Here is a 26,971-nt window from a genome sequence, read left to right on the forward strand (position 1 = left end):
GACCCCATCCTGCCGAACGACCGGTCAACTCACCTGCCGCAGCTCCGCGAAGGCCTCGGCGAGCTTCGGCAGCGTGTAGTGCGCGTTCAGACCGCTCGGATTCGGGAGGATCCAGACTCGGGTCGTGCCGATGGTGCGGTCCTGCTTGCCGATAGCCGCCGTTCGCTCGGCGAAGGCGTCGCGGTAGGCGGTGACACCGAGGACGGCGAGCCATTCGGGCTGGACCTCGAGCACCTTCGCGACCAGTTGCTCGCCGCCGGCGACGAGCTCCGCGCGGGTGAGCTCGTCGGCGCGGGCACTCGGCTTGTCGACCACGTTGGTGATGCCGAGCCCGTACTCCAGCAGTTCACGCTGCTCGGACGGCTTCAGCTGCCGCGGAGTGAACCCGCTGAGGTGCAACGCCGGCCAGAACCGATTCCCGGGCCGCGCGAAGTGGTGCCCGGTCTCCGCCGACATCAACCCCGGATTGATCCCGCAGAACAGCACCTTCAGGCCGGGCCTCATCACATCGGGCAGAGGTTGCATGGGCACAAGCTACCCAAGCCTGGCCCGTCAACCCAGGGTTGACGGGCCTACGTCGTCAACCTAAGGTTGACGCATGACTCCGGGACCCGATCTGCAGCAGCTCATCAACACGATCAAGACCGATGCCGGCAGCGACGACGAGCTGGAGCAGCTCGCGACCGCCGCCGCGACGATCAGTGAACTGACCGCGACCGGCGACGCCGCGCTGGGGTTCTTCGTCGACCGGGCTCGCGGCGCGGGGAAGTCGTGGGTCGAGATCAGCGCGGTGCTCGGCGTGAGCAAGCAGGCCGCTCACAAGCGGTTCGCCGATTCCTGGACCGCGCGGCCGGCCTTCGAGCGGTACACCCAGCGGGCGCGTTCGGTGGTGCAGGCCGCCGCCGACATCGCCCGGGCCCGCAACCACGACTTCGTCGGCACCGAGCACCTCCTGCTCGGGATGTACAAGGAGCCGGGCGCGATCGCCGCCAAGGTGCTCGTCCAGCACGGCATCACCGAGGAATCGGTCCTCCGGGCCGTCGACGCCGAGAGCCCGGCAGCAGAACCGTCGACGGAACCGAAGGAGCTCGACGCCGAGAACCCGCCGTACACGCGGCGTGCGGCCCACGTCCTGCAGGGCGCGGTCGGAGAGGCGCTGACGCTCGGCCACAACTACGTCGGCACCGAACATCTCCTGCTCGCGTTCTACCGCGACCAGGCCGGTATCGCGACGAAGATCCTGCTCGAGCAGGGGCTGGAGGAGTCGGCAGCCTGGACCGATATTCGCGCGGCGCTGGAAGGGTTCAAGAAGTAGGTTGGGCGCATGCCTGACTGGTCTGCGCGGTTGAACGAGTTGGCGGTGGCGGCTGAGGTGCCCGGGGCGGTGCTCGGCATCTGGCAGGACGGTGCGACCACGATCACGCCGTACGGCGTGCTGAACACCGCGACCGAGGTGGAGACCACCGCCGACTCGGTCTTCCAGATCGGGTCGGTCAGCAAGCCGTGGACCGGGACGATGATCGTCCAGCTTGCGGCCGAGGGCCGGCTGCAGCTGGACGACCCGGTGGTCAAACTGTTGCCCGAGGCACCGATCGATCCACGGATCACGGTCCGTCACCTGCTCACCCACACCAGCGGCATCGACGGTGACCTGTTCACCGACACGGGCCGGGGTGACGACTGCCTGGAGCGGTACGTCGCCCTGCTCGCCGACGTGGAGCAGTTGTTCGAGCCGGGTACGGCGTACTCGTACTGCAACGCGGGATTCGTCGTACTGGGCCGGCTGATCGAGGTGCTCGACGGCCGGACCTGGGACGAGTCGTTGCGAGCGCGCCTGGTCGAGCCGCTCGGCCTGTCGCACACGGTCACGCTGCCCGAGGAGGCGATCCTGCACCGGGCCGCCCGCGGTCACACGGCGGAGGACGGTTCACCGGTCAAGACCTGGCAGCTGCCGCGCAGCATCGGCCCGGCCGGACTGATCACGGCGAGTGCCGCCGACCTGCTCGAGTTCGCCCGGATGCATCTCGACGACGAGAAGTACGCGGCGATGCAGGAGCCGCAGGTGCCGTTCGCCGGCGGGATCGGCGGCTTCGTCGACCTCGGTCTGACCTGGCGGATCTACGACTGGGACGGCCGCCGGATCTTCGGCCACGACGGCTCGACGATCTCGCAGACCGCCTTCCTGCGGGTCGATCCGGAGGCGCGGCTGATCATGTGCCTGCTGACGAACTCGGGTAACGGGACCAGGCTGTTCGAGCCGCTCGCCTCCGAGGTGTTCCAGCACCACGTCGGCGTCGGCCATCCGGCGGCGCCGCAACCGGTCGACGGTCCGGTTAGCGACCGGCATGTCGGGCGCTACGAGCGCGCCAGCGTGCGGTTGGACGTCGTACGGCGTGGTGACGGTCTCGTGCTGACCGAGCAGGCGACGGGGGACCGGCTGGCGTTCGCCGAGGAGCCGGTGCACGAGTACGACGTACTGCCGGCCGAGCCGCTCGACGGGGACCATTTCGTCATTCGTTACTCTCCGGAGCACCCCTGGGTCCCGCTGACGTTCACACCGACCCACCTCTTCACCTCGGGACGCGTCACGCCCAGGCGGTGAGATAAACCGGGTGCAGTTTGGGCTGACCGAGCTAACGTCTTCAGCGTGACTAGTGCACCTGCTGAACTTCCCCGTAAGGCTGGTGACCTCCGGGCCGCCGGCTATCTGCCCCGGTCGATCAAGGCCGAAATCCGTGACAACCTGCTGGAACAGCTCCGGGCCGGACGTGATCCGTGGCCCGGCATCGTCGGATTCACCCGCACGGTGATTCCGCAGCTCGAGCGCGCGCTGCTCGCCGGGCACGACGTCGTACTGCTCGGCGAGCGCGGCCAGGGCAAGACCCGGCTGCTGCGCACGCTGGTCGGGCTGCTCGACGAGTGGACCCCGGTGATCGAGGGCGCGGAGCTGCCCGAGCACCCGCTCGACCCGATCACCCCTGCTTCCAAGCGCCGCGCCGCCGAGCTCGGCGACGACCTGCCGGTCGCCTGGCTGCACCGCGACCTGCGCTACGCCGAGAAGCTCGCCACCCCGGACACGTCCGTCGGCGACCTCATCGGCGACGTGGACCCGGTGAAGGTTGCCGAGGGCCGCAGTCTCGGCGACCCCGAAACCATCCACTTCGGCCTGGTCCCGCGGTCGCACCGCGGCATCGTCGCGATCAACGAGCTGCCCGACCTCGCCGAGCGCATCCAGGTCGCATTGCTGAACGTGATGGAGGAGCGCGACATCCAGGTCCGCGGCTACACGCTGCGGCTGCCGCTCGACGTGTTGCTGGTGGCAACGGCCAACCCCGAGGACTACACCAACCGCGGCCGGATCATCACGCCGCTGAAGGACCGGTTCGGCGCCGAGGTCCGGACCCACTACCCGCTCGACATCGACGCCGAGGTCGACGTGATCCGGCAGGAGGCCGAGTTCACCGCCGAGGTCGGCGAGCCGCTGCTCGAGGTGCTGGCGCGGTTCGTCCGGCACCTGCGCGAGTCGACCGCGATCGACCAGCGCTCGGGGGTGTCCGCCCGGTTCGCCGTCGCCGCGGCCGAGACGATCGCTGCCGCCGCGTTGCGCCGGAGCGCGATCACCGGCGAGACGCCGGCCGTCGCCCGGCCGGTCGACCTGGAGGCGGTGCCCGCAGTACTGCGGGGCAAGCTCGAGTTCGAGCCGGGTGAGGAGGGGCGCGAGATCGAGCTGCTCGAGTACCTGCTGCGCCGGTCGGTGGCCGACACGGCACGTGAGCGGTTCGCCGGTCTCGACCTGACCCCGCTGGCGCATGCCATTGCCGATGGCAACCTTGTGACCACTGGCGAGCGGGTGCCCGGCCGGGACGTGCTGGCCGCGCTGCCCGAGCTGCCCGTCCTGCACGATGTCGCGGCCCGCGCCGGTGTGGAGCCGGACGACTCGTCCGGCCGGATCGCCGCCGCCATCGAGCTCGCGCTGGAGATGCTCTACCTGTCCAAACGAGTGGCCAAGGACGCCGACGACGACACCACGGTCTACGGAGCCTGATCATGTCGTCGATTCCAGAGGGCTGGTCGTACGGTCCATGGCACGACGGGCCCGATCCGCTCAAGGCGCCCGCGGATCTGCGGGACGCCCTGGACGAGATCGGGCGCGACGTGATGAACGGTTCGTCGCCGCGGTCCGCGCTGGAGGAGTTGCTCCGGCGCGGCACCCGGAACACCCAGGGTCTGGACGACCTGAGTCGCCGCCTGTGGGAACGCCGCCGCGAGATCGAGCGGCGGCACAACCTCGACGGCACGCTGCGCGACGTACAGCGGCTGCTCAACGAGGCACTGGAGGCCGAGCGGCACGAGCTGTTCCCGAACCCGTCCGACGACGCCCGGTTCCGGGAGGCGCAGCTCGACGCGCTGCCGTCCGGTACGGCGGCCGCAGTACGGGAGCTGGCCAACTACGACTGGCAGTCGTCGGAAGGCCGGCAGAAGTACGAGGAGATCCGCGAGCTGCTCGGGCGTGAGCTGCTGGGGTCGCGGTTCGAGGGCATGAAGGAGGCGCTGCAGCAGACCACGCCCGAGGACGTCGAGGCGATCAACGAGATGCTGACCGACCTCAACGCGCTGCTCGCGGCGCACGCGCAGGGCCGGCCCGAGGTGCCGGAGCTGTTCGAGGAGTTCATGGCCAAGCACGGCGAGTTCTTCCCGGAGAACCCGCAGAACGTCGAGGAGCTCATCGACGTACTCGCGCAGCGCGCGGCCGCGGCGCAACGGATGATGAACTCGATGACGCCCGAGCAGCGGGCCGAATTGATGGAGTTGTCGCAGCAGGCGTTCGGCAGTGCGCAACTCGCCCAGCAGTTGTCGCAGCTGGACGCTCAGCTGCAGGCGCTGCGTCCGGGCGAGGACTGGTACGGGTCCGAGCAGATGAGTGGTGAGGATCCGCTCGGTCTCGCCGAGGGCGCGCGAGCCATGTCGGATCTCGCCGAGCTGGATGCGCTGGCCGAACAGCTCGCCCAGTCGTATCCGGGTGCGCGGCTCGAGGATATCGACCTCGATGCGCTCACCCGGCAATTGGGTGACGAGGCAACGGTCGACGCGCGTCGGCTGAGTGAGCTGGAGCGGCAACTGCGTGATCAGGGTCTGATCGAGCGCGCGCCCGATGGTTCGCTGCGCTTGTCGCCGAAGGCGTTGCGTCAGCTCGGTCAGACCGCGTTGGCCGACGTACTGCGGGCTGCCCGTGGATCGGGTGAGCGTGATGCCGCGAACGCCGGTGCGGCTGGTGAGCTGAGCGGGTCGACCCGGCAGTGGGAGTTCGGCGACACCCAGCCGTGGGACGTTCCGCGGACGGTGCGCAACGCCGTACTGCGGACTGCCCACACCGGTGGTGGTGGCGTCAAGCTCGATGTGGCGGACGTGGAGATCGCGGAGACCGAGCATCGCGCTCGTGCCGCGGTCGCGTTGCTGGTCGACACGTCCTGGTCGATGGTCCAGGAGGGCCGCTGGCTGCCGATGAAGCGTACGGCGCTCGCGCTGCACCAACTCATCTCGACCCGCTACCGCAACGACGCACTCCAGCTGATCACCTTCGGCCGGTACGCCGGGGTGGTCGAGCTGCCGCAGTTGATCGGGATGGAAGGCACCTGGGAGCAGGGCACCAACGCGCACCACGCACTGCTCCTCGCCGGCCGCCACCTTCGTCGCCACCCGGACGCCCAGCCGGTCGTCCTGATGGTGACCGACGGCGAGCCGACCGCGCACCTGGAGCCCGACGGCACGGCCGAGTTCTCCTACCCGCCCGAGCCGGCCACGCTCCGCAAGACGATCTTCGAGGTCGACCGCCTGGCCAAGCTGGGCGCGTCGCTCACCGTCTTCCGCCTCGGTGACGACCCGCGGCTGAACGCGTTCGTGGATCTGCTCGCCCGGCGCAGCGGCGGCCGGGTGCTAGCGCCCGACCCCGACGGCCTCGGCGCCGCCGTCGTCGGCGACTACCTGAGGACCCGCCGCAAGCTCTAACCCCCAGCAACCCCGCTCCGCCCCTCTGTGCCGGCACCCATCTGCGCGACGGGCAACGCGAGGGGTGAACCTCTCGCGTTGCCCGTTCACCGCTTGCATGCGGTCGGTGAAGGAGCAAGTCGAGGGGTGAACCTCTCGACTGGCGTGCGGTCGGTCAGCGCAAGCGGCGGGCGATGGCTGGGTCCGGAGTCTCGTTCTGGAGGATGGCAGCCAGTACGGCCACGCCATCCACCAGGCGAGGCCCCGGCCGCGCGAAGTACCCGTTCGCGTCGACGGCCCACACCTGCGCGTTCGCCGGCAGTTGCGGCAGCAACTCGGCCGTCAGCTTCGCGGCCGCCTCCAGTTCGAACCCGCACGGCGCCGAGACGATCACCTCAGGTCGCGCGGCCCGTACGTCGTCCCATGTGATCGGGACAGACCGTTGGCCTGCGTTCCCCAGCACATTCGTCCCGCCCGCCAGCTGTACCATCTCCGGCAGCCAATGTCCGGGTGCAAACGGCGGATCCGTCCACTCGAGCAGCGCGACCCGTCGGCCCGGAACTGCAGGCGACGGACGAGGCTGCCGTGCCGGCCGGCCCGGTTGCTGTGGGGGAGCGACCGGATGCGGCTCCGGGCTCGGCTTCAGCCTGCCCCGCAGGGCGTCGACCAACGGCGCCGCATCGCGGCCGATGGCCTTTCCGATCGTCTCGATCGACACCAGCACTTCGTCGAGGTTGTGCGGATCCGTGGTGACCACCTCGGCCCGGCAGCCCAGGTAGCTGAGTGCCTCCTCGACGTCGGTCACCTCGATCGCGCAGACCGCGCACAAGTCCTGCGTGATGACCACATCCGGCGCGAGCTCGCGCAGTACGCCGGCGTCCAGGTGATACAGATCCTCCCCGGCCGCGACCTTCCGCCGTACGACGGCGTCGATCTCACCCGGCGTCAAACCGTCGGGCAACGCGGTCGTCGACACGATCCGCCGACCGCGCGCAGCCGCCGGATAGTCGCACTCGAACGTCACGCCGACGACGTCGTCACCGGCACCGAGCGCGAAGCAGATCTCGGTCGCCGAGGGCAGCAGGGAAACGATGCGCACCCGCCGACTCTAGCTGCCGGCAACGACCGATACCCCGACAAAACCGGCCTTACGCCTTCCGCCTGTGATTCATTTTGAGACAGCCCGATTGTCTCGCGTTGTCAACCAGGGAAGGGTTTTCCGGCCTTCGACCTGTGGGGAGCGTCACGTCGGCATCGTGAGACCAGTGTTCAACTGGACTGGTTTTTGGGCTTACCCTGAAAGCACGCCCCCGCCGCCGGAGTCGACGGGCCAGCGGGCCACCTGCCCGCGCCTGAAAACACCCGCCTGCAACCCAGGGAGTGACCGTGCCGAAACTCGTCTACGACTTCGCCGAAGGCAACAAGGACATGAAACAGCTGCTCGGCGGGAAGGGGGCGAACCTGGCCGAGATGACCAATCTCGGCCTGCCGGTACCACCCGGTTTCACCATCACCGCCGACGCCTGCCGTGCGTACCTGGAGACCGGTGCGGTGCCGGCCGACCTCGCCGACGAGATCGACAAGCACGTCGATCTGCTGCAGCAGAAGATGGGCAAGAAGCTCGGCCAGGCCGACGACCCGCTGCTGGTCTCGGTCCGCTCCGGCGCCGCCGTGTCGATGCCCGGCATGATGGAGACCGTCCTGAACGTCGGCCTCAACGACGACTCGGTGAACGGTCTCGCGCACCAGTCGGGCAACCCGCGGTTCGCCTGGGACGCGTACCGGCGACTGATCCAGATGTTCGGCAGGACCGTGCTCGGCATGGACGGCGATGTCTTCGAGGACGCGATCGAGGCGGCGAAGGAGGCCAAGGGCACCCGCAACGACCTCGACCTGGACGCCGACGACCTGAAGGCGCTGGTCCAGACGTTCAAGCGGGCCGTGCACGACCACACCGGACGCGAGTTCCCGCAGGACCCGCGGACCCAGATGGACCTGGCGACCGAGGCCGTGTTCCGGTCGTGGAACTCCGACCGCGCGATCCTCTACCGCCGCCAGGAGCGGATCCCGACCGACCTCGGCACGGCGGTCAACATCTGCTCGATGGTCTTCGGCAACCTCGGCATGGACTCCGGCACCGGCGTCGCGTTCACCCGCGACCCGTCGACCGGTCAGCGCGGCGTGTACGGCGACTATCTGCAGAACGCGCAGGGCGAGGACGTCGTCGCGGGCATCCGCAACACGGTCCCGCTCGCGGACCTCGAGCAGCTCGACAAGACGTCGTACGACGACCTGATGCAGATCATGGCGACGCTCGAAGGGCACTACAAGGATCTGTGCGACATCGAGTTCACCGTCGAGCGCGGCAAGCTGTGGATGCTGCAGACCCGCGTCGGCAAGCGGACCGCGGCGGCGGCGTTCCGGATCGCGACGAGCCTGGTCGACGAAGGCGTGATCGACACCGACGAGGCGCTCAACCGGGTGAAGGGTGCGCAACTGGCGCAGCTGATGTTCCCGCGGTTCGACGCGGATGCCGAGAAGGACCTGATCACCAAGGCGATCGGGGCGTCGCCGGGTGCGGCGTCGGGCAAGGTCGTGTTCACCTCGGCCGCCGCGGTCGAGGCCGCGGAGCGCGGCGAGAAGGTGATCCTGGTCCGGCGCGAGACGAATCCGGACGACCTGCACGGCATGATCGCTGCCCAGGGCATCCTGACCAGCCGCGGCGGCAAGACCTCGCATGCGGCCGTGGTCGCCCGCGGCATGGGCAAGACCTGTGTGTGCGGCGCCGAGGACCTCGACGTGAATGTTGCCCAAGGCACCATCAAGGTCAACGGCGCGATCATGGAGGCCGGCGAGCTGATCTCGATCGACGGCACGACCGGCGAGGTCTTCCGCGGTGAGGTCCCGGTCGTCCCGTCACCGGTCGTGCAGTACTTCGAGGGCACGCTCGCCCCGGATGCCGGCGACGAGCTCGTCGCGTCGGTGCACCGGCTGATCACCCACGCGGACGAGGTACGGCGTCTCGGCGTACGGACCAACGCGGATACCGCGGACGACGCAGCGCGGGCGCGGCGGTTCGGGGCCGAGGGGATCGGGTTGTGCCGGACCGAGCACATGTTCCTGGGGGAGCGGCGCGAGTCCGTCGAGCGGCTGATTCTCGCGGAGACGGATGCCGAGCTCGAGGCGGCGCTGGCCGAGTTGGAGCCCTTGCAGCGCGGAGACTTCCTGGAGTTGCTGGGCGCGATGGACGGCGTCCCGGTCACGATCCGGTTGATCGACCCGCCGCTGCACGAGTTCCTGCCGTCGATGGAGGAGCTCGCGGTGAAGGTCGCGGTCGCGCGTGAGCGCGGCGAGGACCCGGGCCGCGACGCCGCGCTGCTCGCGGCGGTCCAGCGGTTGCACGAGCAGAACCCGATGCTCGGTCTGCGCGGTGTGCGGCTCGGGCTGGTCATCCCCGGTCTGTTCGCGATGCAGGTACGGGCGATCGCTTCGGCGGCTGTCGAGCTCCGGGGCCGGGGGATGGATCCGCGGCCGGAGATCATGATCCCGCTGGTCGGCGCCGTACAGGAGCTGCACCTGGCCCGCGACGAGGTGGAGCGCGTACTCGCCGAGGTCGGTGTCGCGGGGGAGATCCCGATCGGCACGATGATCGAGTTGCCGCGGGCCGCGGTGATCGCGGACCAGATCGCCGAGGCGGCCGACTTCTTCTCGTTCGGCACCAACGACCTGACCCAGACCACGTGGGGTTTCAGCCGCGACGACGTCGAGAGCGCGTTCTTCTCGCGGTACCTGGAGAAGGGGATCTTCGCGGTGTCGCCGTTCGAGTCGATCGACCGCGAAGGGGTCGGCGCGCTGGTGCGCACCGGTGTGGATCGCGGTCGCGCGACCAAGCCCGACCTCAAGCTCGGCATCTGCGGCGAACACGGCGGTGACCCGGACAGCATCCACTTCTTCCACGACGTCGGTCTCGACTACGTCTCCTGCTCGCCGTTCCGTATTCCGGTGGCGCGGCTGGAAGCCGGGCGGGCAGCATTGGCGGGTGAGTAGAGAGAGTCTGCGGCAGACCTTCGGGGAGGACGCGGAGCTGTACGACCGCGTCCGACCCAGCTATCCACCTGAACTCTTCGACGACCTCGCCGGCATCGTCGGCGACCGTCCCCGCGTCCTCGAGCTCGGCCCCGGCACCGGCCAGGCGACCTCCGCCATGGTCGGCCGGGGCTGGCCGGTCACCGCCGTCGAACTCAGTCCCGATCTCGCCGGTGTGCTGAAGCGCAGGCTTCCGGGCGTCGAAGTAGTTGTCGCGGACTTCGACACCTTGGACCTGCCGGCGCGGACGTTCGACCTGGTCATCGCTGCGACGGCCTTCCACTGGCTCGACCCGGCGACGCGCGTGCAGCGATGTGTGGACGTGTTGCGGCCGGGCGGTGCGTTGGCAGTCGTGTCGACGCACCACGTCGCCGGTGGAAGCGAGCAGTTCTTCGCCGACGTGCAGTCGTGCTATGAGCGATTCACCGACGATGCGGCCACGGATGGATTGCCCACCGCGGACGACGTACCGAAAGATCCCGAAGGATTCGAACAAACTGGGCTTTTCGGGTCCCTCGAGTTCCGCAGATATGTCTGGGATGTGGACTATTCGGCGGCGAAGTACCTAGAACTTTTGTCCTCTTACTCGGGTCATCGGGCCTTGACAATCGAGCGGCGTGACGGACTGTACGGCTGTATCAGCGCTCTCATCGAGGCGGCCGGGGGCTCGATCACGAAGCGTTATTTGAATCAACTGTCTGTAGGAATTTCTCTTAACCAACCCCTTGCGTAGCGGGTCGCGGACTGGTCAGAATAACCGGGCGGGAAGGGAGATCACTCGTCGACTTTCGGGTCTGACCTGAACCAGCCGCTGTGGCGGCTCGTGACTCCCTTTCCCGCACCAAATCCCTTTCATTCTTCGGTCGATGTAGGGTTTCGGCATGGCCCTTTATGTCGTGCAGCTGCGCTTCGATCTCGCCGACACCGACCGTCGTCTCGCGGTCCGTCCGGCGCACCGTGAGTACCTGACCGAGCTGAAGGAAGCCGGCAAGCTCGTCACCGCCGGACCGTTCCCCGACCAGACCGGCGCGCTGCTGATCTACGACGTCGCCGACGAGGCCGAGCTCCGCGACATCCTCGCCAAGGACCCCTACACCCCGGCCGACGTCTACGAGATCGCCACCCTGTCGGAGTGGGACCCGCTCTTCCCGATCAGCTGAGCGACCTTCGAAGTCAGGCTTCGGCGGCTTCGAGGTCCAGGTGGTCGACGTACGCCCAGAGCCAGACGAGCGGGGCGAGGACGAGTTCGGGTTCGTTGTCCTCGTCGGCGATGAACAGCATCGATGCCTCGCCGTTGCTGATGTCCTCGATCACCGCTTCGCACATCTCGAGCGCGAGCTCGAACGGCAGCAGCCGCGGCCCGTTCTCCCAGCGCGGCGCGGGCAGCGGCAGCACCGGCGCCTCGTCGGTCCCGTCCAGCTCGACCGACACCTTCTGCAGCTCTTCGTACAGGTCGTAGGAGATCAGTCCCGCGAACGGCCGGCCGTCCAGCCCGATCAGGTACGGGTCGTCGGCGCCCTCGCGGAACGTGTCGCGGATGTCCGGCAGCGCGGCCCTCAGGTCGGTCGCTTCCAGGTACGGCGCTTCGTCCGGCTCCTCGTCGACATCGACCTCGACCAGCCCGCTGCGCATCTGGTCGAACTGATGCAGCAGCTGGTTCAACTCGTCGTACGCCCCGGCACCCGGCGCCTGCTGCGCCCGCGCCTCCAGGTCGCGCAGGTGGTCGACCAGGTCGTCCTCGAAGTGCAGCTCGTACCGCGGCAGGCCCGGCTCGCGACCCGCGTTGATCTGCGCGACCAGCTGAGTCGACACCGGCCCGATCCGCTCGGCCAGCACCTCCAGCGGCGTGGTCGGCTTCTCCTCGTCGTCGTGCGCGCAGGAGTCGTCCTCGCCCTTGCCGTCGCCCTCCATCGCGAGCAGCACCTGGAACGCCTGGAACGAGAGCAGCGCCGCGGTCGCCATCGTCCCGTCACCGATCAGCATCAGCGGATTCCCGCCGGCCTCGGTACGGCGGACGTGGTCGGACATCAGCGTTGCGGCCTGCTCGACGTTCACCTGGCTGGCCAGCGACGACAACCCGTGGTCGGCGTCCACGCCGAGCAGTTCGACCAGCCGCTCCGAGCTCATGTCGAAGTTCGAGCGCAGGTAGTACCGCAGCCAGCCGGCGTCGACCGGGTTGCCGAGCAGCTCGGCGATCCGGGCACGGAAGTCGGCCAGGTCGGCGATCGCCAGCACCACGAGCACCGGCTGGTCGCCGTCGCCGATCACCAGCGGCCGGGTGTCACCGTTGTGGAACCCCTCGATCACCTGGTGCAGGCTGTCGGCGGCTGCCTCAAGCGGCCACGACTCCGCCTCGAACTCGTTGACCACCGCGGCGGAGGTGTCGTCGGGCATCTGCTGATCCTCTCCGGGGTGCGGCGGGAGTTGGGGGTAACTGTAGGCTGCGGGCGTTTCACCAGGTCACGTGGGTCCTTCGCGGCCCAGGGGTGACATTCGCTACGCTGGCAGCGGCGGGTCGGTGCAAAGGTATCTCACATGTGAGATAAAGTCCGGCGCATGACCGATGACTACCTGAGCCGGATCGGAAACCTCATCCGGGACGCCCGCAAGCATCGCGGCTGGACGCAGACGCAGCTCGCGGAAGTACTGAACACCAGCCAGAGTGCGGTGAACAGGATCGAGAAGGGTCATCAGAACCTCACCCTCGAGATGCTCGCCCGGATCGGCGAGGCGCTCGATTCCGAAATTGTCTCTCTCGGTGGCGGCCCGGTCCACCTCCGTGTCGCGGGCGGCCGTCAACTTTCCGGTTCCATCGACGTCAAGTCGAGCAAGAACGCGGGTGTCGCGCTGCTCTGCGCGTCACTGCTGAACAAGGGCCGTACGACGCTGCGCAAGGTCGCGCGGATCGAGGAGGTCAACCGTCTGCTCGAGGTGCTGAACTCGATCGGCGTCCGTACCACCTGGCTGAACGACGCCGGTGACCTGGAGATCGTCCCGCCGGCGCAGCTCGACCTCAGCTCGATGGACGCCGAGGCGGCCCGTCGTACCCGATCCATCATCATGTTCCTCGGCCCGCTGCTGCACCGCGAGGATGCGTTCGAGCTGCCGTACGCCGGTGGCTGCGACCTCGGCACGCGGACCGTCGAGCCGCACCTGACCGCGCTGCGCCCGTTCGGCCTCGAGGTGAAGGCGACCGGCGGCCAGTACCACGCGCTCGTCAACCGGGCGATCACGCCGGGCAAGCCGATCGTGCTGACCGAGCGCGGCGACACCGTGACCGAGAACGCGATCATGGCTGCCGCGCGGTACGACGGCGTGACCGTGATCCGCAACGCGAGCCCGAACTACATGGTCCAGGACCTGTGCTTCTACCTCGACCTGCTCGGCGTGAAGATCGACGGCATCGGCACGACGACGCTCACCGTGCACGGCCGCGCCGACATCGACGTGGACGTCGACTACGCGCCGTCCGAGGACCCGATCGAGGCGATGAGCCTGCTGACCGCGGCGATCGTGACCAAGTCCGAGATCACGATCCGGCGGGCGCCGGTGGAGTTCCTCGAGATCGAGCTCGCGCTGCTCGAGGAGATGGGGCTCGACTACGACCGCAGTACGGAGTACCTGGCCGAGAACGGGCGGACCCGGCTGGTCGACCTGACCACGCGGCCGTCCAAGCTGCACGCGCCGATCGACAAGATCCACCCGATGCCGTTCCCGGGGCTGAATATCGACAACCTGCCGTTCTTCGCGGTGATCGCGGCGATCGCCACCGGGCAGACGCTGATCCACGACTGGGTGTACGAGAACCGCGCGATCTACCTGACCGACCTGAACAAGCTCGGCGGCCGGGTCAAGCTGCTCGACCCGCACCGCGTCATGGTCGAAGGCCCGACGCACTTCTCCGGCACCGAGATGATGTGCCCGCCGGCCCTCCGCCCGGCCGTCGTCACGCTGATCGCGATGATGGCCGCGAAGGGTACGTCGGTCCTGCGCAGCGTCTACGTGATCAACCGCGGCTACGAGGACCTCGCCACCCGGCTCAACTCTCTAGGCGCTCAGATCGAGACCTTCCGGGACATCTGAGTCCTGCAGGAAGGCGACCGCTTCGGCGATCACAGCCGGGTCCTGCAGGATCCGGCTGTGGCCGAGGCCGGCGGTGGGCAGGAAATGCGCCTGCTCGCCGTAGTTCCGCAGCAGTACCTGCGCCTGCACGGGATCCACGACCTCGTCCTCGTCGTTGTGGACCACGAGCAACGGCGCCTTCCCGGTCGCGACCGAGAACCGGTTCCAGATGGTGCGGTCGCCGTCGAAGTACCCTCGCTCGATCTCACGCCGCAGCCGCTGGTTGACCTTCGGCCCCAGCCCGAGCGCTCGGCAGAACGAGTCGGCCAGGTAGCCGAAGTCGGCGACCCCGCTGACCATCACCAACCGCTTCGCGGCGATCCCTTCCTTCACCGCGTACAGGGCGAACGGCACGCCCAGCGAATGTCCGATCACGCCTTCGAACGGTCCGTGCCGTTCCTCGAGCGCGCGGATGATTCGCTGATGCCCGAGGATCGAGACGATCGGCCCGGGGGAGTCGCCGTGCCCGGGAGCGTCGTACGACACCGGGCTGTACCCGAGCTCGAGCAGGCGCGTGATGAATCCGGCGTACCGCGAGGCGCGTGACCGCCAGCCGTGGACCAGGAGCACCGGCCGCACGCCGTCACCCCAGGCGTAGGTGACCGCGCCGTCGACCTCCTCGACCCGCGCGGCCATGTGGACGTCCAGCTCGCTGTCGCGAACCTGGCCGCGCGCGAGCAGCCGGCGCCAGAGCCCGAATGCGAGCCGGCCGCCGAGCCGTGGCGACACCGCTCCGATGGCCCGCAGACCCGTACCGATCACCTTCTGCATGAACGTCCTCCCCTAACTATACGAACGGTCGTACTATTACTTTTGCACGAAGTCATCGTCAAGGGCAACTAGGATCGGGAGCCGTGGAGAAGGTCGACGGACGGTTGGTGCGCGGTGACCAGACCCGCCGCGCCGTACTGCGCCGGTCGGTCGACATCGCGTCGGTCGACGGGCTCGAAGGACTGTCGATCGGGCGGCTCGCGACCGAGCTCGGGATCAGCAAGAGCGGGCTGTTCGCGCATTTCGGCTCCAAGGAGGAGTTGCAGCTGTCGACCATCCGTGCCGCGCGGCGGATCTACGCCGACAACGTGGTGCTTCCGGCGTTCGAGGTCGAGCCGGGGCTCGGGCGGGTGTGGGCGTTGAGCAATCACTGGCTGGACTACTCACAGGGCCGGGTGTTCCCGGGCGGCTGTTTCTTCCAGAAGGTGTCGCACGAGTACGCCGCCCGCAGCGGAGCCGTCCACGACGCCCTCCTCACCGTCCACTGGGAGTGGATGGGGCTGCTGGAGGAGGCCGTCCAGGCCGCCGTCGACGACGGCGAACTGGAAGCCGACCCCAAGCAGCTGGCCTTCGAGTTGAACGCGTACTACGAGGCTGCCAACCTCGCGTCGATCCTGCACGACGACGGCGGCGCGGCGTACGAGCAGGCCCGTCAGGCCGTCCGCTCGCGTCTGGAGTCGGCTGTCGTTCCTGGTGCGCCCGTTCCCTGGTGACCGAGTTTGTCGGTGGGCGTCCCTAGGTTGGCGGTGTGCACGTGGTGGCTCAGCTGGCGGTATCGCTGGACGGGGTGGCGTCGGGGTTCGACGTCGACCTCGCCCGGTTCTATGCGCTGGCCTCGCTCTGGCAGGAGGAGGTCACGCTCATCGGCGCGGACACGATCCTCGCCCAGGAGGCCGACGTACTCGCCGCTCCCCGGCGCGGGCCGCGTGCGGAGGGCCCGCTGCTGGCGGTCGTCGACAGCCGGGCTCGCGTCCACAGCTGGAACTCACTCCGCGACCTCGGCTACTGGTCCGACGTCCTTGCGTTGTACGCCGACCAAACACCCGCGCGCCCTGCGGACGCGACCACCCGCGAACTCGTCACCGGCTACGACCACGTCGACCTCGCGGAAGTACTCGAGGCGCTTGGCCGCAGAGGTGTGCACACCGTCCGGGTCGATTCGTCGGGCGCGCTCCTGCGAGCGTGTCTGGAGCTCGACCTGATCGACGAACTCGCCCTCCTCGTCCATCCGGTCCTGGTCGGCTCCGGCGATCGCTGGTACGACACCCGCCGGCTCAACCTGCACCATGTCGGCACCGAGGTCTTCAAGGACGGCGTGCTCTGGATGCGTTACTGCGTGGCCATCTGAAGGTCGCGAAACTGTCGGTGCTCACGGCTACTGTGTGCAGTGATGAGGAAGCAGCACGAGGGGTACGACGAGCACGACGCGGAGCGCTGGGTTGCCGAGCCGGTCAAGCGACCGGGGCGGACGGCGTTCGCGCGTGATCGCGCGCGCGTGCTGCACAGTGCGGCGCTGCGGCGGCTGGCGGCCAAGACGCAGGTGGTCACGGCCGGCAGCGACGACTTCACCCGCAACCGGCTGACCCACAGTCTCGAGGTCGCGCAGATCGGCCGCGAGCTCGCGGCGACGCTCGGCTGCGATCCGGACATCGTCGACGCGGCCTGCCTGTCCCACGATCTCGGGCATCCGCCGTTCGGCCACAACGGCGAGCGCGCGCTCGACCAGGTCGCGACGGATATCGGCGGCTTCGAGGGCAACGCGCAAACGCTGCGGCTGCTGACCCGGCTGGAGTCGAAGACCTTCGACGCCGAAGGTCGCAGCGTCGGGCTGAATCTGAGCCGCGCGACCCTCGACGCCGCGACGAAGTACCCGTGGCCGCGCCGCTCCGGCGAGCGGAAGTTCGGGGTGTACGACGACGATCTCGCCGTCTTCACCTGGTTGCGTCCGGGCGTGGGGGAGCGCCGCTGCCTGGAGGCGCAGGTGATGGACTTCGCCGACGACGTCGCGTACTCCGTGCACGATGTCGAGGACGCGATCGTCGCGCACCATCTCGACCTCGCCGCGGTCGACGCCGACCGAGCGCCGTACTGGCAGACGGTCCGGCAGATGTATTTGCCAGAGGCAACCGACGCTGAGCTCGACGAGGGCTGGGCCCGACTGACCTCGTTGAACTACTGGCCAGGCGCGACTTTCGACGACAGCCGGCGCGCTCTGGGCGGCCTCAAGGACCTCACCAGTCAGCTCATCGGCCGCTTCGCGACCGCCGCCGAGCAGGCCACGCATGCTGTCTTCGGGCGCTCCCGCCTGATCCGCTACGAGGCCGACCTGATCGTCCCCGACGGCGTCCGCACCGAGATCGGTCTGCTCAAGGGCGTGGGCATGTTCCACGTCCTCGACTCACGCGAACGCCAGGCCCGCCGCGCCACGCAGCGCGAGCTCCTCACCGAGCTGGTCGAGGCACTGTGGAAGACGGCCCCACGCAGCCTCGACCTGCCGTTCCAGTCCGACTTCGCGGAGGCGGTCGACGACAACGCCCGGCTGCGCGTTGTCGTCGACCAGGTCGCGTCCCTCACCGACCCCTCAGCTCTGGCCTGGCATGCCCACTTGGTCGAGGGGAAGGTCCAGCCCTAGCTCCGAGCGGATCGGCTTGTTGGTCTCGCGGATCTGCTGCAGTTCCGCATCCGAGAGCGCACGCCGGTAGACACGTACTTCGTCGAGCGTGCCCTGGAACCGGTTGGCGCCGTCGACCCGCTGACCGACGTGAATGCCCTGCACGCCGAACTCCTTGCCCGCGGTCACCGACCCAGCGGGCGCCGTCGCCGAGCCGACCTCGACCCCGTCGACCAGCAACCGCAGCTTCCCTCTCACCCGTTGCAGCACGACGTGATGCCACTGATCATCGTTGTACGCCGAGGTCGACTGGACCGTGACGTTGTAGCGGTCCACGGCCAGCAACGCGCGGATGCGATTGCTCTCCGGCTCCGCCCGCAACCAGACCTGCGGTGTCGTGCCCGAGCCGGTGCGATAGGCCCACAGGATCGCGTGAGATCCCGTCGTCGCGCCGTACTTGATCCACGTCATCATCGTGAAGTCGCCCGCGCCGAGATCGATCGACCGGTCGAACGGCACCTCGACGTAGTCGTCGACGCCGTCCATCGCCAACCCCTTCCCGAACTTGCCCGCGGCAACAGTCGCCCCGCCGCGGACGTACGCCGGATTGTGGGCAGGGCCGACGTCGGCCGTGCGCGGCCCGGGCGCCGGCGGGCCGGGGATCCCGGGCGGCGTGCCGTTCGGCGTCGACAGGTACGCCTCGTTGAAGCGGGCCCACCGGATCGTCTCGTACGGGCTCGCGACGCCGGCCTCGTACAACAGTCCGGCCTGATCGCCGTCCAGCCGCACCAGGTCGGAGTACGCCGACGGGCCCCAGTAGAAGACCTTCCCCTGCTGCCACGTGCCGAAGGACCGCGCCTCGTCGTACGACGATCGCACTGTCATCACCTCGCGCGCGGCCGGATGCGCCGGCGCCGAGAACAGGATCCGATTCCGCTGATCGCCCTCGTTCCGCGCGCTGAACCGCACCAGCGAGCCTTGTACGTCGGGCACCACCAGCTGCGGGATCGTCTTGAACGGCGCGTCGAACGTCGCGCCGCCGTCGCTGCTGATCGCGTACGCGCGGTTGCCCGGATCGGTACCGCGTTCGCGTGCCAACGCGTAGATCCGGCCGTCGGTCAGCTCGACCACGGTGATCTCCCCGACGATCACCTTGCCGTCGTCGCGGGACATGGTCGCGCCGATGTGCCAGGTCTCACCCGAGTCGTCGCTGTAGACGAGGTGGCCGCCGTAGACGTGCGGGCCGACGCCGTCGTACGTCTCGTAGGTCGCGCCGACGATCAGCCGGCCGGCGTGCGGTCCGTGCTCGAGCTGGATCCCGTGCATCGGGCCGGTCGCGTACCAGAAGTTCCAGCTCGGCAGCTTCGCGTCGGTCAGTTCGCGCGGCGCGGTCCAGGTGGCGCCGAAGTCGTCGCTGGTCTGGACGTACGGGTCGCGGTCACAGCCGTTCGTGCACGGCTGCGGACCGTTGTGGGTGGTGACGAGCACGATCCGGCCGGTCTTCCGGTCGACGATCGGTACGGGGTTGCCGTGTGTACTGCCGTTGCCCTCGGACACCACCTGCAGCGGACCCCAGGTCCGGCCGCCGTCCGAGGATCGCTTCAGCACGATGTCGATGTCGCCGTCGTCGCCGCAGTCCGCGACCCTTCCTTCGGCGAACGCGAGCACTTCACCGTCGGTCGCGTGGACCACGGCGGGGATGCGGAAGCACGAATATCCCTCGGTCTTCTGCTGGAACAGCACGCTGTCGTCGACGAACGGCGCTTCGTCGGTAGCGTGTGCTGGCGGGGTTGTGAAAGTGCTGATCATCAGTAGGGCGATGAGAACGCGCATGACTCTCCCACGGAGGACATAGGACGTCTGATGTCCCCGACAAATTAGCCATCTGCGCCGCGTACGACAAGGGGTCGGCGGGTACTAGGGTCGTCCTATGGCTGATACTCCTTCTGGTTCTGCGCAGATCGTGATCGTCGGTGCGAGTCTCGCGGGAGCGACCGCGGCCGAGGCCCTCCGGGCGGAAGGCTGGACCGGTGGTGTGGTCCTGATCGGCAGCGAGCAGTCCCTGCCGTACGAGCGACCTCCGTTGTCGAAGGACGTGCTGCTCGCCAAGAAGGGGACCGAGTCCGCTCAGCTGCACGACCAGCAGTGGTACGACGACAACAAGATCGACCTGCGCCTGGGGACCACGGTCACTGCGATCGACCCGGTCGCGCACACCGTCACGCTCGACGACGGCTCACAGGTGCCGTACGGCAAGCTGCTCATCTCGACGGGCAGCCGGGTCCGGACCCTCGACGTACCGGGCGCCGATCTGCCGGGTGTGCACTACCTGCGGACGGCGGAGGAGTCGCAGGCGCTGACCGACGCGTACGCCGCGAAGCCGCGCGTTGTCGTCGTCGGTGCAGGCTGGATCGGGCTGGAAGCGGCGTCGGCCGCGCGCGAGCGGGGCAGCGAGGTGACGGTCGTCGAGCCGCAATCGACCGCGTTGGCGTCCGTGATGGGCGAGGAGGTCGGTGAGGTGTTCGCCGACTTCCAACGCCAGCACGGCGTGCAGTTCCGGTTCGGGGCCGGGGTCGAGGGCTTCGAGGGAACGGACAAGGTGACCGGAGTCCGACTGTCCGGCGGTGAGGTGCTTCCGGCGGACCTGGTGGTCGTCGGCGTGGGCGTCCGGCCCAACACCGAGCTCGCCGAGGAGGCCGGCATCGAGGTCGCGACGCCGGACAACGGCGCCGGCATCGTGACCGGTGCGGACCTGCAGACGTCGGTGGCCGACGTGTACGCGGCCGGTGACGTGGCTCGATGGGACCACCCGAAGTACGGCCGCCCGGTCCGCGTCGAGCACTGGCAGAACGCGAAGGACAGCGGCAAGACGGCCGCGAAGGCGATGCTCGGCCAGGACGTGGAGTACGACTCGATCCCGTACTTCTTCACCGACCAGTTCGACCTGGGCATGGAGTACGCCGGCGACATCCCGCGCGGTACGTCGTACCAGGTCGTCTTCCGTGGCGACCCGAAGTCCGGCGCCTACATGGTCTTCTGGCTCGACGACGACCACCACGTCCTGGCCGGCATGCACGTCAACCTGTGGGACACCGGACTCGACGCCGTCCGCGAGCTGATCCGCTCCGGCAAGCAGGTGGATCCGGCCCGGCTGGCCGACACCTCCGTCGAGCTGTCCGACGTCTAGATCGGGTAGGTGACGTAGGCGAACTGCGTGCTGTTCGGCGACCAGCTCGGGACGTTCATCGTGCCCTGCCCGCCGAACAGCGTCGTGAGTTCGCGCACGCCGTCGTCGGTCAGCAGCCGCAGTCGCACGTCCTCGATGTCGGCGGGATGCCCCTCGGTGCCGGGCGGGAAGCTCACGTAGGCGATCGCCGAGCCGTCCGGCGCGGGGTGCGGGAACCAGTTGACGCGCTCGTCGTCCGTCAGCTGCTCGATCTCACCGCTGCCGACCGCGATCCGGAACAGCTGCGCCTGCCCCGCCCGCTCCGAGTTGAAGTAGATCCACTTGCCGTCCGGGCCGTACTCCGCGCCGTCGTCGGCGAACTCGTCGTCCGTCACCTGGACGTCCGCGCCGCCGGCGCTGGGGATCGTCCACACGTTGGTGATCCGCCGGCCGTCCCGGTTCTCGAGCCCGATGTAGGCCAGCGTCTTGCCGTCCGGTGAGACCCCGTGCAGGTAGTGGTGGAAGCCCGGTCCGCGGTCGTTCGTCAGCCGGCGCCCGGGGCCGCCCTCGATCGGTACTGCGTACAGGTGGCCGTCGTCCGCTGACACGTAGACCGTCCGGCCGTCCGGACTGACCACGTGGTCGTTGTTGATGTCGGGCACTCCGCCGAGCTCGATCTCCGCGAGTCCGTCGTTCACCCGGAACAGCCGGCCGTTGCCGTTGACGATCAGGTTTTCGTCCGGCGTCCAGTTCGGTGCCTCGAAAAGGATGTCCGACGAGCTGAACACCAGGCGGTGCTCCCCACTCGTCACGTCGACGACGTACAACTCGGACCGCTGACCAGGGCGAAGAGTTCGTGGCATACCCGCAAACCTATGTGATCGGTCCAGCTAGACTCACGGGGTGGCTGGCCGGATCAAGGAAGAGGACATCGCGCTGGTGCGCGAGCGGGCCCGGATCGACGACGTCGTGGGTTCGTATGTGACCTTGAAGAACGCCGGCGGTGGCAACCTCAAGGGGCTGTGCCCGTTCCACGACGAGAAGTCGCCGTCGTTCAACGTCACACCCTCCCGCGGCTTCTTCTACTGCTTCGGCTGCCAAGAGGGCGGCGACGTCATCGACTTCATCCAGAAGATCGATCAGATCACCTTCTCCGAGGCGGTCGAGACGCTGGCCTCGAAGGTCGGGATCCAGCTGCGGTACGAGGACTCCGGCGCGCCGGTGCCGCGCGGCCCGGGCAACCAGCGGCCGCGGCTCGTCGAGGCGCACAAGGTCGCGGCCGAGTTCTACGTCGACCAGCTGTTCGGGGCAGCGGAGGCAGCGCCGGGGCGGCAGTTCCTGGACAAGCGCGGTTTCGACAAGGACGCAGCGGTTCACTTCGGGGTGGGATTCTCGCCGCGCGGTGGCGACGTACTGACGAACCACCTGCGCGGTCGCGGTTTCACGAACGCCGAGCTGGTTGCGTCGGGGCTGTCCGCAGACGGGCAGCGCGGGCTGTACGACCGGTTCCGCGGCCGGCTGATGTGGCCGATCCGGGACGCGTCGTCGGACGTGATCGGGTTCGGCGCGCGGCGGCTGTTCGACGACGACCGGATCGAAGCGAAGTACCTGAACACGCCCGAGACCCCGATCTACAAGAAGTCCAAGGTCCTGTACGGCGTGGACCTCGCCCGGCGGGAGATCGCCAAGGGGCGGCAGGCGGTTGTCGTCGAGGGCTACACCGACGTGATGGCTTGTCACCTGGCCGGGGTACAGACCGCGGTCGCGACCTGCGGTACGGCGTTCGGCGACGACCACGCCCGCGTGCTGCGGCAGCTGTTGCTCGACCACGACCAGTTCCGCGGCGAGGTGATCTTCACCTTCGACGGCGACGAGGCGGGTCAGCGCGCCGCGTTGAAGGCGTTCGCGGGGGACCAGGCGTTCGCGGCGCAGACGTACGTCGCGGTCGAGCCGGACGGTCTCGACCCGTGCGACCTGCGGCTGGAGAAGGGCGATGCGGCGGTCCGTGAGCTGATCGGCCGGCGCGTCCCGCTGTACCGGTTCGTGCTCGGGAACGTGCTGTCGAAGTACGACCTGGATCGGGCGGACACCAGGGTCGATGCATTGCGGGACGCGGCGCGGCTGGTGATCAGCATCCGCGACCGGTCGAAGGTGGACGCGTTCACGCGGGAGCTCGCCGGGCATCTGGGGATGGACGAGGACCAGGTCCGCTCGGAGGTGTATCGCGCGGCCGCTCGGCAGGGGTCGTCGTCAGCTCCTGCGCAGTCTGGTCGGTCAGGTTCTGGGCAGCCCGGACAGCCTGGACACTCTGGCGTTGGACAGTCTGGTCAGCCTGGGCGGCCGGGACCCGGACAGTCTGGCCAGCCTGGGAGCTCGGCTGACGGTCAGCAGGGGCTGCCGGCTGGTGGGCCACAGCAGCCTCGCCGCGCCGACGTACCCTCTCCGCGGGACGCGCGGTACGTGATCGAGTGGGACGCACTGAAGGTCGCGATGCAGCACCCCAACCTGGTCGGCGTCGCCTTTGACGAGCTCGACGACCACGACTTCACCCACCCCTGGCTGGCCGCGATCCGCACCGCGATGGCGAAGGCAGGCGGCCCCGCCGCGGCGCCCGCAGCGGAGGCCTGGGTGGTCGCCGTACGCGATGCCATCGGCAACGATCCGGCCGCCGCGGTCGTCGGCGCACTGGCCGTCGACCCACTGCGCCTCGGCCGCGAGCCCGACGAGCAGTACGCCCAAGCGTTGCTCGCCCGACTGCAGGAGCTGACCTGCGCCCGCCGCATCCAGGACCTGAAGTCCAAGCTTCAGCGAACAAACCCGATCGACCGCGCCGACGAGTACAACCGAATGTTCGGCGAACTCATCGCCCTCGAGGCCTACAAAGCCGAACTCCGCAACCGAGCAATCTCCGGCGCTATCTAGTCATCCTTCAGGTGCTCCACCAGCCGCGTCGTTTCTTCGGCGTACTTCGCGGCGAACTCCTCGCTGTCCGGATCGAGACCGAGCGCCCTGGCGATCTGCGGGAACACCACCGGCGCCGCGGCCAGACCGAAGAGCGCGAGACCGGTGTACGCCGCGTCGAGATTGGCGGCGAGCTCTCCGTCGGTCTGCCGCTGGCGGAAGTCCTCCAGCATGCTCTGGAACCTGGCCCGCTGCCCCTCCGGATCGAGCGCGCTGGTGTCCCGATCGACAGCCTCACGCACGAGCAGCCGAAGTAGGTCAGGCTGCGCGATCGACGTACGCGCGTAGGCCGCGACCACCTCACCAAGTGATTCCGCGTCGGCGGCGATAGCCGGCTCACCGGCCCGCCAGCGATCGGCGACTGCTCTGTAGAGCCCTTCTTTGCCGCCGAAGTAGTACGAGATCAGTTGCTTGTTGACGCCTGCCCTGGCAGCGATCTCGCTGACCCGCGCACCACCGAAACCGTGCGCGCCGAACTCGACCACCGCCGCATCCAGCAACTGCTGCCTGGTGCGCTCGGCGTCCCGTTGCCGCTCGTCAGGTCCCGGTGATCTCCGCACGAAATCATCCTAGCGGACAGCCATCCGCCGTGCTAACTTAATCAACCACACGGATGATAAAGTTTGATGCACGGATGATTGGAGACGACAATGAAGGTCGCGATCATGGGCGCCGGGATCGGCGGACTCGCGCTGGCACAGGGCCTCCACAAGGCAGGCGTCGACGTGAAGGTCTTCGAGCGCGACCCCTCACCCCGCCACCGCAACCAGGGCTACCGCATCCACATCAGCCCGGTGGGGGAGGAGGCCCTGGCCGCCGTCCTGCCAGACGCTGTCCGCCGTCGCGTCATCGCCACCGCGACCCATCCAGGCGATCTGGTCGCCGGCTTCGACTCCCAGCTGCAGGTGCAGTTCGAGCAGCAGTTCCCGGTAGCCGGCCCGGACGCAGTGACGTCCGTGGACCGCTATGCCTTCCGACGCGCGCTCATGACCGGCCTCGACGACGTACTCGAGTTCGGCAAGCAGTTCGACTCGTACGTCGAGACTCCCGAGGGCGTCGAGATCTCCTTCACCGACGGCACGTCCACCTCCGCCGACGTACTCGTGGGCGCCGACGGCGTCGGCTCGGGGGTCCGCGCCCAGCTCCTACCAGAACAAGACGTGCTCGACATCGGCGTCCGCTGCATCTACGGAAAGGTGCCCCTGACAACAAACGTCCGCGAGCTGGCACCGCCACCGTTCCTCCGCGGCTTCTGCTTCGCCAGCGACGGCGCCGGAACCGGCCTAGCCTTCGGCCCAGTCGTCTTCCGCGAGCCCCCGGCTGAGTACGGCGACTACCTGATGGCAGTCCTCACTGGCACAAACGAAGTACTCGGCACCTCGGACGACGAGCTGTTCACCATGCCTCCCGCCGACCTCTGGTCGATCGTCACCCGCTCCACCACCAGCTGGCACCCATCAATCCGCGCCCTGGTCGCCGCGGCCGATCCTGACGCAGCCATCCCCATCACCCTACGAACCTGCATCGAGGTGCCTACATGGTCATCGGACCACGTAACCCTCCTGGGCGACGCCGTACACCCCATGACCCCCGCCGCAGGCGCCGGTGCCAACACCGCCCTCTGGGACGCCGCCCGCCTCAGCAAAGCTTTGACTACCAATGAAGCCCTATCCACCTACCAACAAGCCATGACCACCAACGCCCAAGCCGCAGTAACCGAATCCCTACACAACGCCGAACGCCTCTTCCACATCTCGATCCCCGTCTAGGCAAGCCGATCGCGCAGGCCGTCCTGCACTTCATCCAGTCGCTCCAGCATCACCAAAGCTGCGTCGTGTCGCGCTCGTCCGTAGACCTCGAGGGACGGCGTGACCGCATCCGGATCGTCGAGCGGTTCGGCCAGCGGGTACGTCGACGCCAGCGTGTAGGCGCATCCGACTGCGACCGTGGACACGAGATCGTCCAGGCGACATGCCGGATTCTCTTCCCGATAGCCGACCAGCAGCTCGGCAAGCCCGGACATCCACTCGTCGCCGAGCATCACAGTCCTCGGGTCGCATCCGATCCTCGCGATCTCCCAGGCCGCAAATCGCGGAGCAGGTGCCTGGAAGTCGATCACCGCGGCCACCGCATCCCCACACATCATCAAGTTCGGCGACGCCAAATCACCATGCACAACCTGCACGGTCAGCTCCGGCAGCCCGGCCAGGATCATCCGAGCCCTCCCAAGCAACGCACGCCGTTCCTTGGCCGCCTCCAATGCCCACGCCTCGAACGGACTCAGCCCAAACCGCCCCGAATACCCCTCGACAATCCGATCAAAGGACTGCCAAGCCCGCCCGATATCCTGCACCCCAACAGCCGCACGCAACACCGGTGCCGCCGCCGGATGCTCAGCCAACCGCCGGTGCAGCCTCCCCAACACGGCCCCAACCGCCGCCCACCTCGCCCCGACCAACCCACCCTCCGCCGTCTCCCCGTCGACGAATTCCCACAACGACATCGGCACGCGCTCGTCGATCACATCCCCACCAAGCGTCCGCCGTACCTCAGGCACCGGCACACCACCGTGCCTCGCAAACTCAGCCAGCCCGATAGCCACCCGCTCCCGCTCGACCTCTCCGCGATATACCTTCGCGAACCACCGCCGCCCGGTCGCATCCACAACGCGAAAGTTCACGGTCGCCGTACCAGCCTGGATCTCGCTCACCTCGACCGCATGCACGCCGTACGACCCCTCCAAGGCATGTACGACCTTCGCAGCCTCAGTCAGGATCATTCCCCGTCACACCATCAACCGCTTCCCGCAGGACATCCGCGTGCCCGGTGTGCTTCAGATACTCCTCGAGCAGGTCGATCAGAATCCGTCGCCGATTCGACGACCACCGAGGATCCGGATCCGCAATCACCACGTCGAGCCCGCCGTCCGCACTCAGTTCCTGCCACGCAGCACGGGACCGCGCAGCAGCGCCGTACCACAGCGAGTACAACTCCTCCGGCTCGTCGGTCACCGCAGATTCCCAACCCCACCGATCGTTCTCGACCCAACTGCGTGTGCTCCACGGCGCGCCAACCGGCAGCTCCGCAGCCCGCGCCGTAAACCCGTCCTCCACAAACGCCATGTGCTTAACCAGCCCACCCAACGTCATCGCCGAAGGCATATGCCGCCGCCGCAACTGCTCGGCCCCAAGCCCACCCGTCTTCCAAGCAAACTGCCTCCGCACCCGATCCAGCGCAAACCGCAACATCTCCACCTCACCCCCACGCAA

At 68.3% G+C, this 26,971-nt stretch carries 23 protein-coding genes; 14 read left to right on the plus strand and 9 right to left on the minus strand.

Annotated elements, in window-relative coordinates:
- Positions 1 to 24 precede the first annotated feature (24 nt).
- Positions 25 to 525, minus strand: a complete 501-nt coding sequence (gene mug, locus OHA10_RS24125; RefSeq protein WP_371401036.1) for a G/U mismatch-specific DNA glycosylase — start codon at positions 523 to 525, stop codon at positions 25 to 27.
- Positions 526 to 598: 73 nt separating this feature from the next.
- On the opposite strand from mug, the gene OHA10_RS24130 reads away from it, so the two are divergent.
- The 4 genes from OHA10_RS24130 to OHA10_RS24145 are packed head-to-tail and all read left to right on the plus strand — an operon-like array spanning position 599 to position 6,006.
- A complete protein-coding gene (locus OHA10_RS24130; RefSeq protein WP_371401037.1) occupies positions 599 to 1,315 on the plus strand; it encodes a Clp protease N-terminal domain-containing protein in 717 nt (238 codons plus the stop codon).
- Between the two features lie 9 nt (positions 1,316 to 1,324).
- On the plus strand, positions 1,325 to 2,602 hold the full coding sequence (locus OHA10_RS24135; protein WP_371401038.1) for a serine hydrolase domain-containing protein: 1,278 nt from the start codon (positions 1,325 to 1,327) through the stop codon (positions 2,600 to 2,602).
- 45 nt (positions 2,603 to 2,647) lie between these two features.
- Positions 2,648 to 4,045 carry a sigma 54-interacting transcriptional regulator gene (locus OHA10_RS24140; protein ID WP_371401039.1) on the plus strand — a complete coding sequence of 466 codons (1,398 nt, stop codon included), beginning with the start codon at positions 2,648 to 2,650 and terminating at the stop codon, positions 4,043 to 4,045.
- Positions 4,046 to 4,047: 2 nt separating this feature from the next.
- Positions 4,048 to 6,006, plus strand: a complete 1,959-nt coding sequence (locus OHA10_RS24145; protein WP_371401040.1) for a VWA domain-containing protein — start codon at positions 4,048 to 4,050, stop codon at positions 6,004 to 6,006.
- A 154-nt stretch (positions 6,007 to 6,160) separates the two neighbouring features.
- Here the strand turns inward: OHA10_RS24145 and OHA10_RS24150 are convergent, their stop codons facing one another.
- Positions 6,161 to 7,084, minus strand: coding sequence for a cobalamin-binding protein (locus OHA10_RS24150; protein WP_371401041.1), 924 nt, complete (start codon positions 7,082 to 7,084; stop codon positions 6,161 to 6,163).
- Positions 7,085 to 7,371: 287 nt separating this feature from the next.
- Here OHA10_RS24150 and ppdK point away from each other — a divergent pair, with 287 nt between their 5' ends.
- From ppdK to OHA10_RS24165, 3 genes are all read left to right on the plus strand, one after another.
- Positions 7,372 to 10,032: a pyruvate, phosphate dikinase gene (gene ppdK, locus OHA10_RS24155; RefSeq protein ID WP_371401042.1), complete on the plus strand. Its 2,661-nt coding sequence runs from the start codon at positions 7,372 to 7,374 to the stop codon at positions 10,030 to 10,032.
- Positions 10,025 to 10,804, plus strand: coding sequence for a trans-aconitate 2-methyltransferase (locus tag OHA10_RS24160; RefSeq protein WP_371401043.1), 780 nt, complete (start codon positions 10,025 to 10,027; stop codon positions 10,802 to 10,804). The genes ppdK and OHA10_RS24160 overlap by 8 nt, the downstream gene beginning before the upstream one ends.
- Before the next feature lie 148 nt (positions 10,805 to 10,952).
- Positions 10,953 to 11,231 carry a YciI family protein gene (locus OHA10_RS24165; RefSeq protein ID WP_371401044.1) on the plus strand — a complete coding sequence of 93 codons (279 nt, stop codon included), beginning with the start codon at positions 10,953 to 10,955 and terminating at the stop codon, positions 11,229 to 11,231.
- Positions 11,232 to 11,244: 13 nt separating this feature from the next.
- Here the strand turns inward: OHA10_RS24165 and OHA10_RS24170 are convergent, their stop codons facing one another.
- Positions 11,245 to 12,465: a hypothetical protein gene (locus OHA10_RS24170; RefSeq protein ID WP_371401045.1), complete on the minus strand. Its 1,221-nt coding sequence runs from the start codon at positions 12,463 to 12,465 to the stop codon at positions 11,245 to 11,247.
- A gap of 162 nt (positions 12,466 to 12,627) precedes the next feature.
- Here OHA10_RS24170 and OHA10_RS24175 point away from each other — a divergent pair, with 162 nt between their 5' ends.
- Positions 12,628 to 14,154, plus strand: a complete 1,527-nt coding sequence (locus OHA10_RS24175; protein ID WP_371401046.1) for a helix-turn-helix domain-containing protein — start codon at positions 12,628 to 12,630, stop codon at positions 14,152 to 14,154.
- On the opposite strand, the gene OHA10_RS24180 is transcribed toward OHA10_RS24175, so the two are convergent.
- Positions 14,119 to 14,964: an alpha/beta hydrolase gene (locus OHA10_RS24180; RefSeq protein WP_371401047.1), complete on the minus strand. Its 846-nt coding sequence runs from the start codon at positions 14,962 to 14,964 to the stop codon at positions 14,119 to 14,121. The genes OHA10_RS24175 and OHA10_RS24180 overlap by 36 nt on opposite strands.
- Before the next feature lie 83 nt (positions 14,965 to 15,047).
- Here OHA10_RS24180 and OHA10_RS24185 point away from each other — a divergent pair, with 83 nt between their 5' ends.
- Genes OHA10_RS24185 through OHA10_RS24195 form a run of 3 tightly spaced genes read left to right on the plus strand, consistent with a single transcriptional unit; the run spans position 15,048 to position 17,596 of the window.
- Positions 15,048 to 15,677 carry a TetR/AcrR family transcriptional regulator gene (locus tag OHA10_RS24185; protein WP_371401048.1) on the plus strand — a complete coding sequence of 210 codons (630 nt, stop codon included), beginning with the start codon at positions 15,048 to 15,050 and terminating at the stop codon, positions 15,675 to 15,677.
- A gap of 35 nt (positions 15,678 to 15,712) precedes the next feature.
- Positions 15,713 to 16,312 (plus strand): dihydrofolate reductase family protein, encoded by a 600-nt coding sequence (locus tag OHA10_RS24190; RefSeq protein WP_371401049.1) that lies wholly within the window; start codon positions 15,713 to 15,715, stop codon positions 16,310 to 16,312.
- Positions 16,313 to 16,354: 42 nt separating this feature from the next.
- Complete coding sequence (locus OHA10_RS24195) at positions 16,355 to 17,596, plus strand: deoxyguanosinetriphosphate triphosphohydrolase (protein ID WP_371401050.1); 1,242 nt, start codon at positions 16,355 to 16,357, stop codon at positions 17,594 to 17,596.
- Here the strand turns inward: OHA10_RS24195 and OHA10_RS24200 are convergent.
- Positions 17,546 to 19,408, minus strand: a complete 1,863-nt coding sequence (locus OHA10_RS24200; RefSeq protein ID WP_371401051.1) for an exo-alpha-sialidase — start codon at positions 19,406 to 19,408, stop codon at positions 17,546 to 17,548. The genes OHA10_RS24195 and OHA10_RS24200 overlap by 51 nt on opposite strands.
- Before the next feature lie 97 nt (positions 19,409 to 19,505).
- On the opposite strand from OHA10_RS24200, the gene OHA10_RS24205 reads away from it, so the two are divergent.
- Entirely contained in the window at positions 19,506 to 20,762 is a 1,257-nt protein-coding gene (locus OHA10_RS24205; protein WP_371401052.1) for an NAD(P)/FAD-dependent oxidoreductase, read from the plus strand.
- Here OHA10_RS24205 and OHA10_RS24210 read toward each other — a convergent pair.
- The gene (locus OHA10_RS24210; protein WP_371401053.1) at positions 20,759 to 21,604 is read right to left on the minus strand and encodes a TolB family protein; all 846 of its coding nucleotides are present in this window, start codon (positions 21,602 to 21,604) and stop codon (positions 20,759 to 20,761) included. The two genes, OHA10_RS24205 and OHA10_RS24210, sit on opposite strands and share 4 nt — an antisense overlap.
- A gap of 40 nt (positions 21,605 to 21,644) precedes the next feature.
- On the opposite strand from OHA10_RS24210, the gene dnaG reads away from it, so the two are divergent.
- The gene (dnaG, locus tag OHA10_RS24215; RefSeq protein WP_371401054.1) at positions 21,645 to 23,663 is read left to right on the plus strand and encodes a DNA primase; all 2,019 of its coding nucleotides are present in this window, start codon (positions 21,645 to 21,647) and stop codon (positions 23,661 to 23,663) included.
- Here dnaG and OHA10_RS24220 read toward each other — a convergent pair.
- Complete coding sequence (locus tag OHA10_RS24220) at positions 23,660 to 24,262, minus strand: TetR/AcrR family transcriptional regulator (RefSeq protein WP_371401055.1); 603 nt, start codon at positions 24,260 to 24,262, stop codon at positions 23,660 to 23,662. The genes dnaG and OHA10_RS24220 overlap by 4 nt on opposite strands.
- A gap of 90 nt (positions 24,263 to 24,352) precedes the next feature.
- Here OHA10_RS24220 and OHA10_RS24225 point away from each other — a divergent pair, with 90 nt between their 5' ends.
- On the plus strand, positions 24,353 to 25,471 hold the full coding sequence (locus OHA10_RS24225; RefSeq protein ID WP_371401056.1) for an FAD-dependent oxidoreductase: 1,119 nt from the start codon (positions 24,353 to 24,355) through the stop codon (positions 25,469 to 25,471).
- Here OHA10_RS24225 and OHA10_RS24230 read toward each other — a convergent pair.
- Together OHA10_RS24230 and OHA10_RS24235 are read right to left on the minus strand one after the other, a co-directional pair.
- Positions 25,468 to 26,481 (minus strand): phosphotransferase enzyme family protein, encoded by a 1,014-nt coding sequence (locus tag OHA10_RS24230; RefSeq protein WP_371401057.1) that lies wholly within the window; start codon positions 26,479 to 26,481, stop codon positions 25,468 to 25,470. The genes OHA10_RS24225 and OHA10_RS24230 overlap by 4 nt on opposite strands.
- On the minus strand, positions 26,468 to 26,950 hold the full coding sequence (locus tag OHA10_RS24235; RefSeq protein WP_371407985.1) for a DUF664 domain-containing protein: 483 nt from the start codon (positions 26,948 to 26,950) through the stop codon (positions 26,468 to 26,470). The genes OHA10_RS24230 and OHA10_RS24235 overlap by 14 nt, the downstream gene beginning before the upstream one ends.
- Positions 26,951 to 26,971: the final 21 nt, after the last annotated feature.

The sequence above is a fragment of the Kribbella sp. NBC_00662 genome, from assembly GCF_041430295.1.
Taxonomy (GTDB): domain Bacteria; phylum Actinomycetota; class Actinomycetes; order Propionibacteriales; family Kribbellaceae; genus Kribbella.

What these genes read in the sequence shown, in the direction of transcription:
- mug (WP_371401036.1), bottom strand. Translation starts at nt 525, where the DNA reads ATGCAACCTCTGCCCGATGTGATGAGGCCCGGCCTGAAGGTGCTGTTC.
- OHA10_RS24130 (WP_371401037.1), top strand. Translation starts at nt 599, where the DNA reads ATGACTCCGGGACCCGATCTGCAGCAGCTCATCAACACGATCAAGACC.
- OHA10_RS24135 (WP_371401038.1), top strand. Translation starts at nt 1,325, where the DNA reads ATGCCTGACTGGTCTGCGCGGTTGAACGAGTTGGCGGTGGCGGCTGAG.
- OHA10_RS24145 (WP_371401040.1), top strand. Translation starts at nt 4,048, where the DNA reads ATGTCGTCGATTCCAGAGGGCTGGTCGTACGGTCCATGGCACGACGGG.
- OHA10_RS24165 (WP_371401044.1), top strand. Translation starts at nt 10,953, where the DNA reads ATGGCCCTTTATGTCGTGCAGCTGCGCTTCGATCTCGCCGACACCGAC.
- OHA10_RS24170 (WP_371401045.1), bottom strand. Translation starts at nt 12,465, where the DNA reads ATGCCCGACGACACCTCCGCCGCGGTGGTCAACGAGTTCGAGGCGGAG.
- OHA10_RS24175 (WP_371401046.1), top strand. Translation starts at nt 12,628, where the DNA reads ATGACCGATGACTACCTGAGCCGGATCGGAAACCTCATCCGGGACGCC.
- OHA10_RS24180 (WP_371401047.1), bottom strand. Translation starts at nt 14,964, where the DNA reads ATGCAGAAGGTGATCGGTACGGGTCTGCGGGCCATCGGAGCGGTGTCG.
- OHA10_RS24195 (WP_371401050.1), top strand. Translation starts at nt 16,355, where the DNA reads ATGAGGAAGCAGCACGAGGGGTACGACGAGCACGACGCGGAGCGCTGG.
- OHA10_RS24200 (WP_371401051.1), bottom strand. Translation starts at nt 19,408, where the DNA reads ATGCGCGTTCTCATCGCCCTACTGATGATCAGCACTTTCACAACCCCG.
- OHA10_RS24205 (WP_371401052.1), top strand. Translation starts at nt 19,506, where the DNA reads ATGGCTGATACTCCTTCTGGTTCTGCGCAGATCGTGATCGTCGGTGCG.
- OHA10_RS24210 (WP_371401053.1), bottom strand. Translation starts at nt 21,604, where the DNA reads ATGCCACGAACTCTTCGCCCTGGTCAGCGGTCCGAGTTGTACGTCGTC.
- OHA10_RS24225 (WP_371401056.1), top strand. Translation starts at nt 24,353, where the DNA reads ATGAAGGTCGCGATCATGGGCGCCGGGATCGGCGGACTCGCGCTGGCA.
- OHA10_RS24230 (WP_371401057.1), bottom strand. Translation starts at nt 26,481, where the DNA reads ATGATCCTGACTGAGGCTGCGAAGGTCGTACATGCCTTGGAGGGGTCG.
- OHA10_RS24235 (WP_371407985.1), bottom strand. Translation starts at nt 26,950, where the DNA reads ATGTTGCGGTTTGCGCTGGATCGGGTGCGGAGGCAGTTTGCTTGGAAG.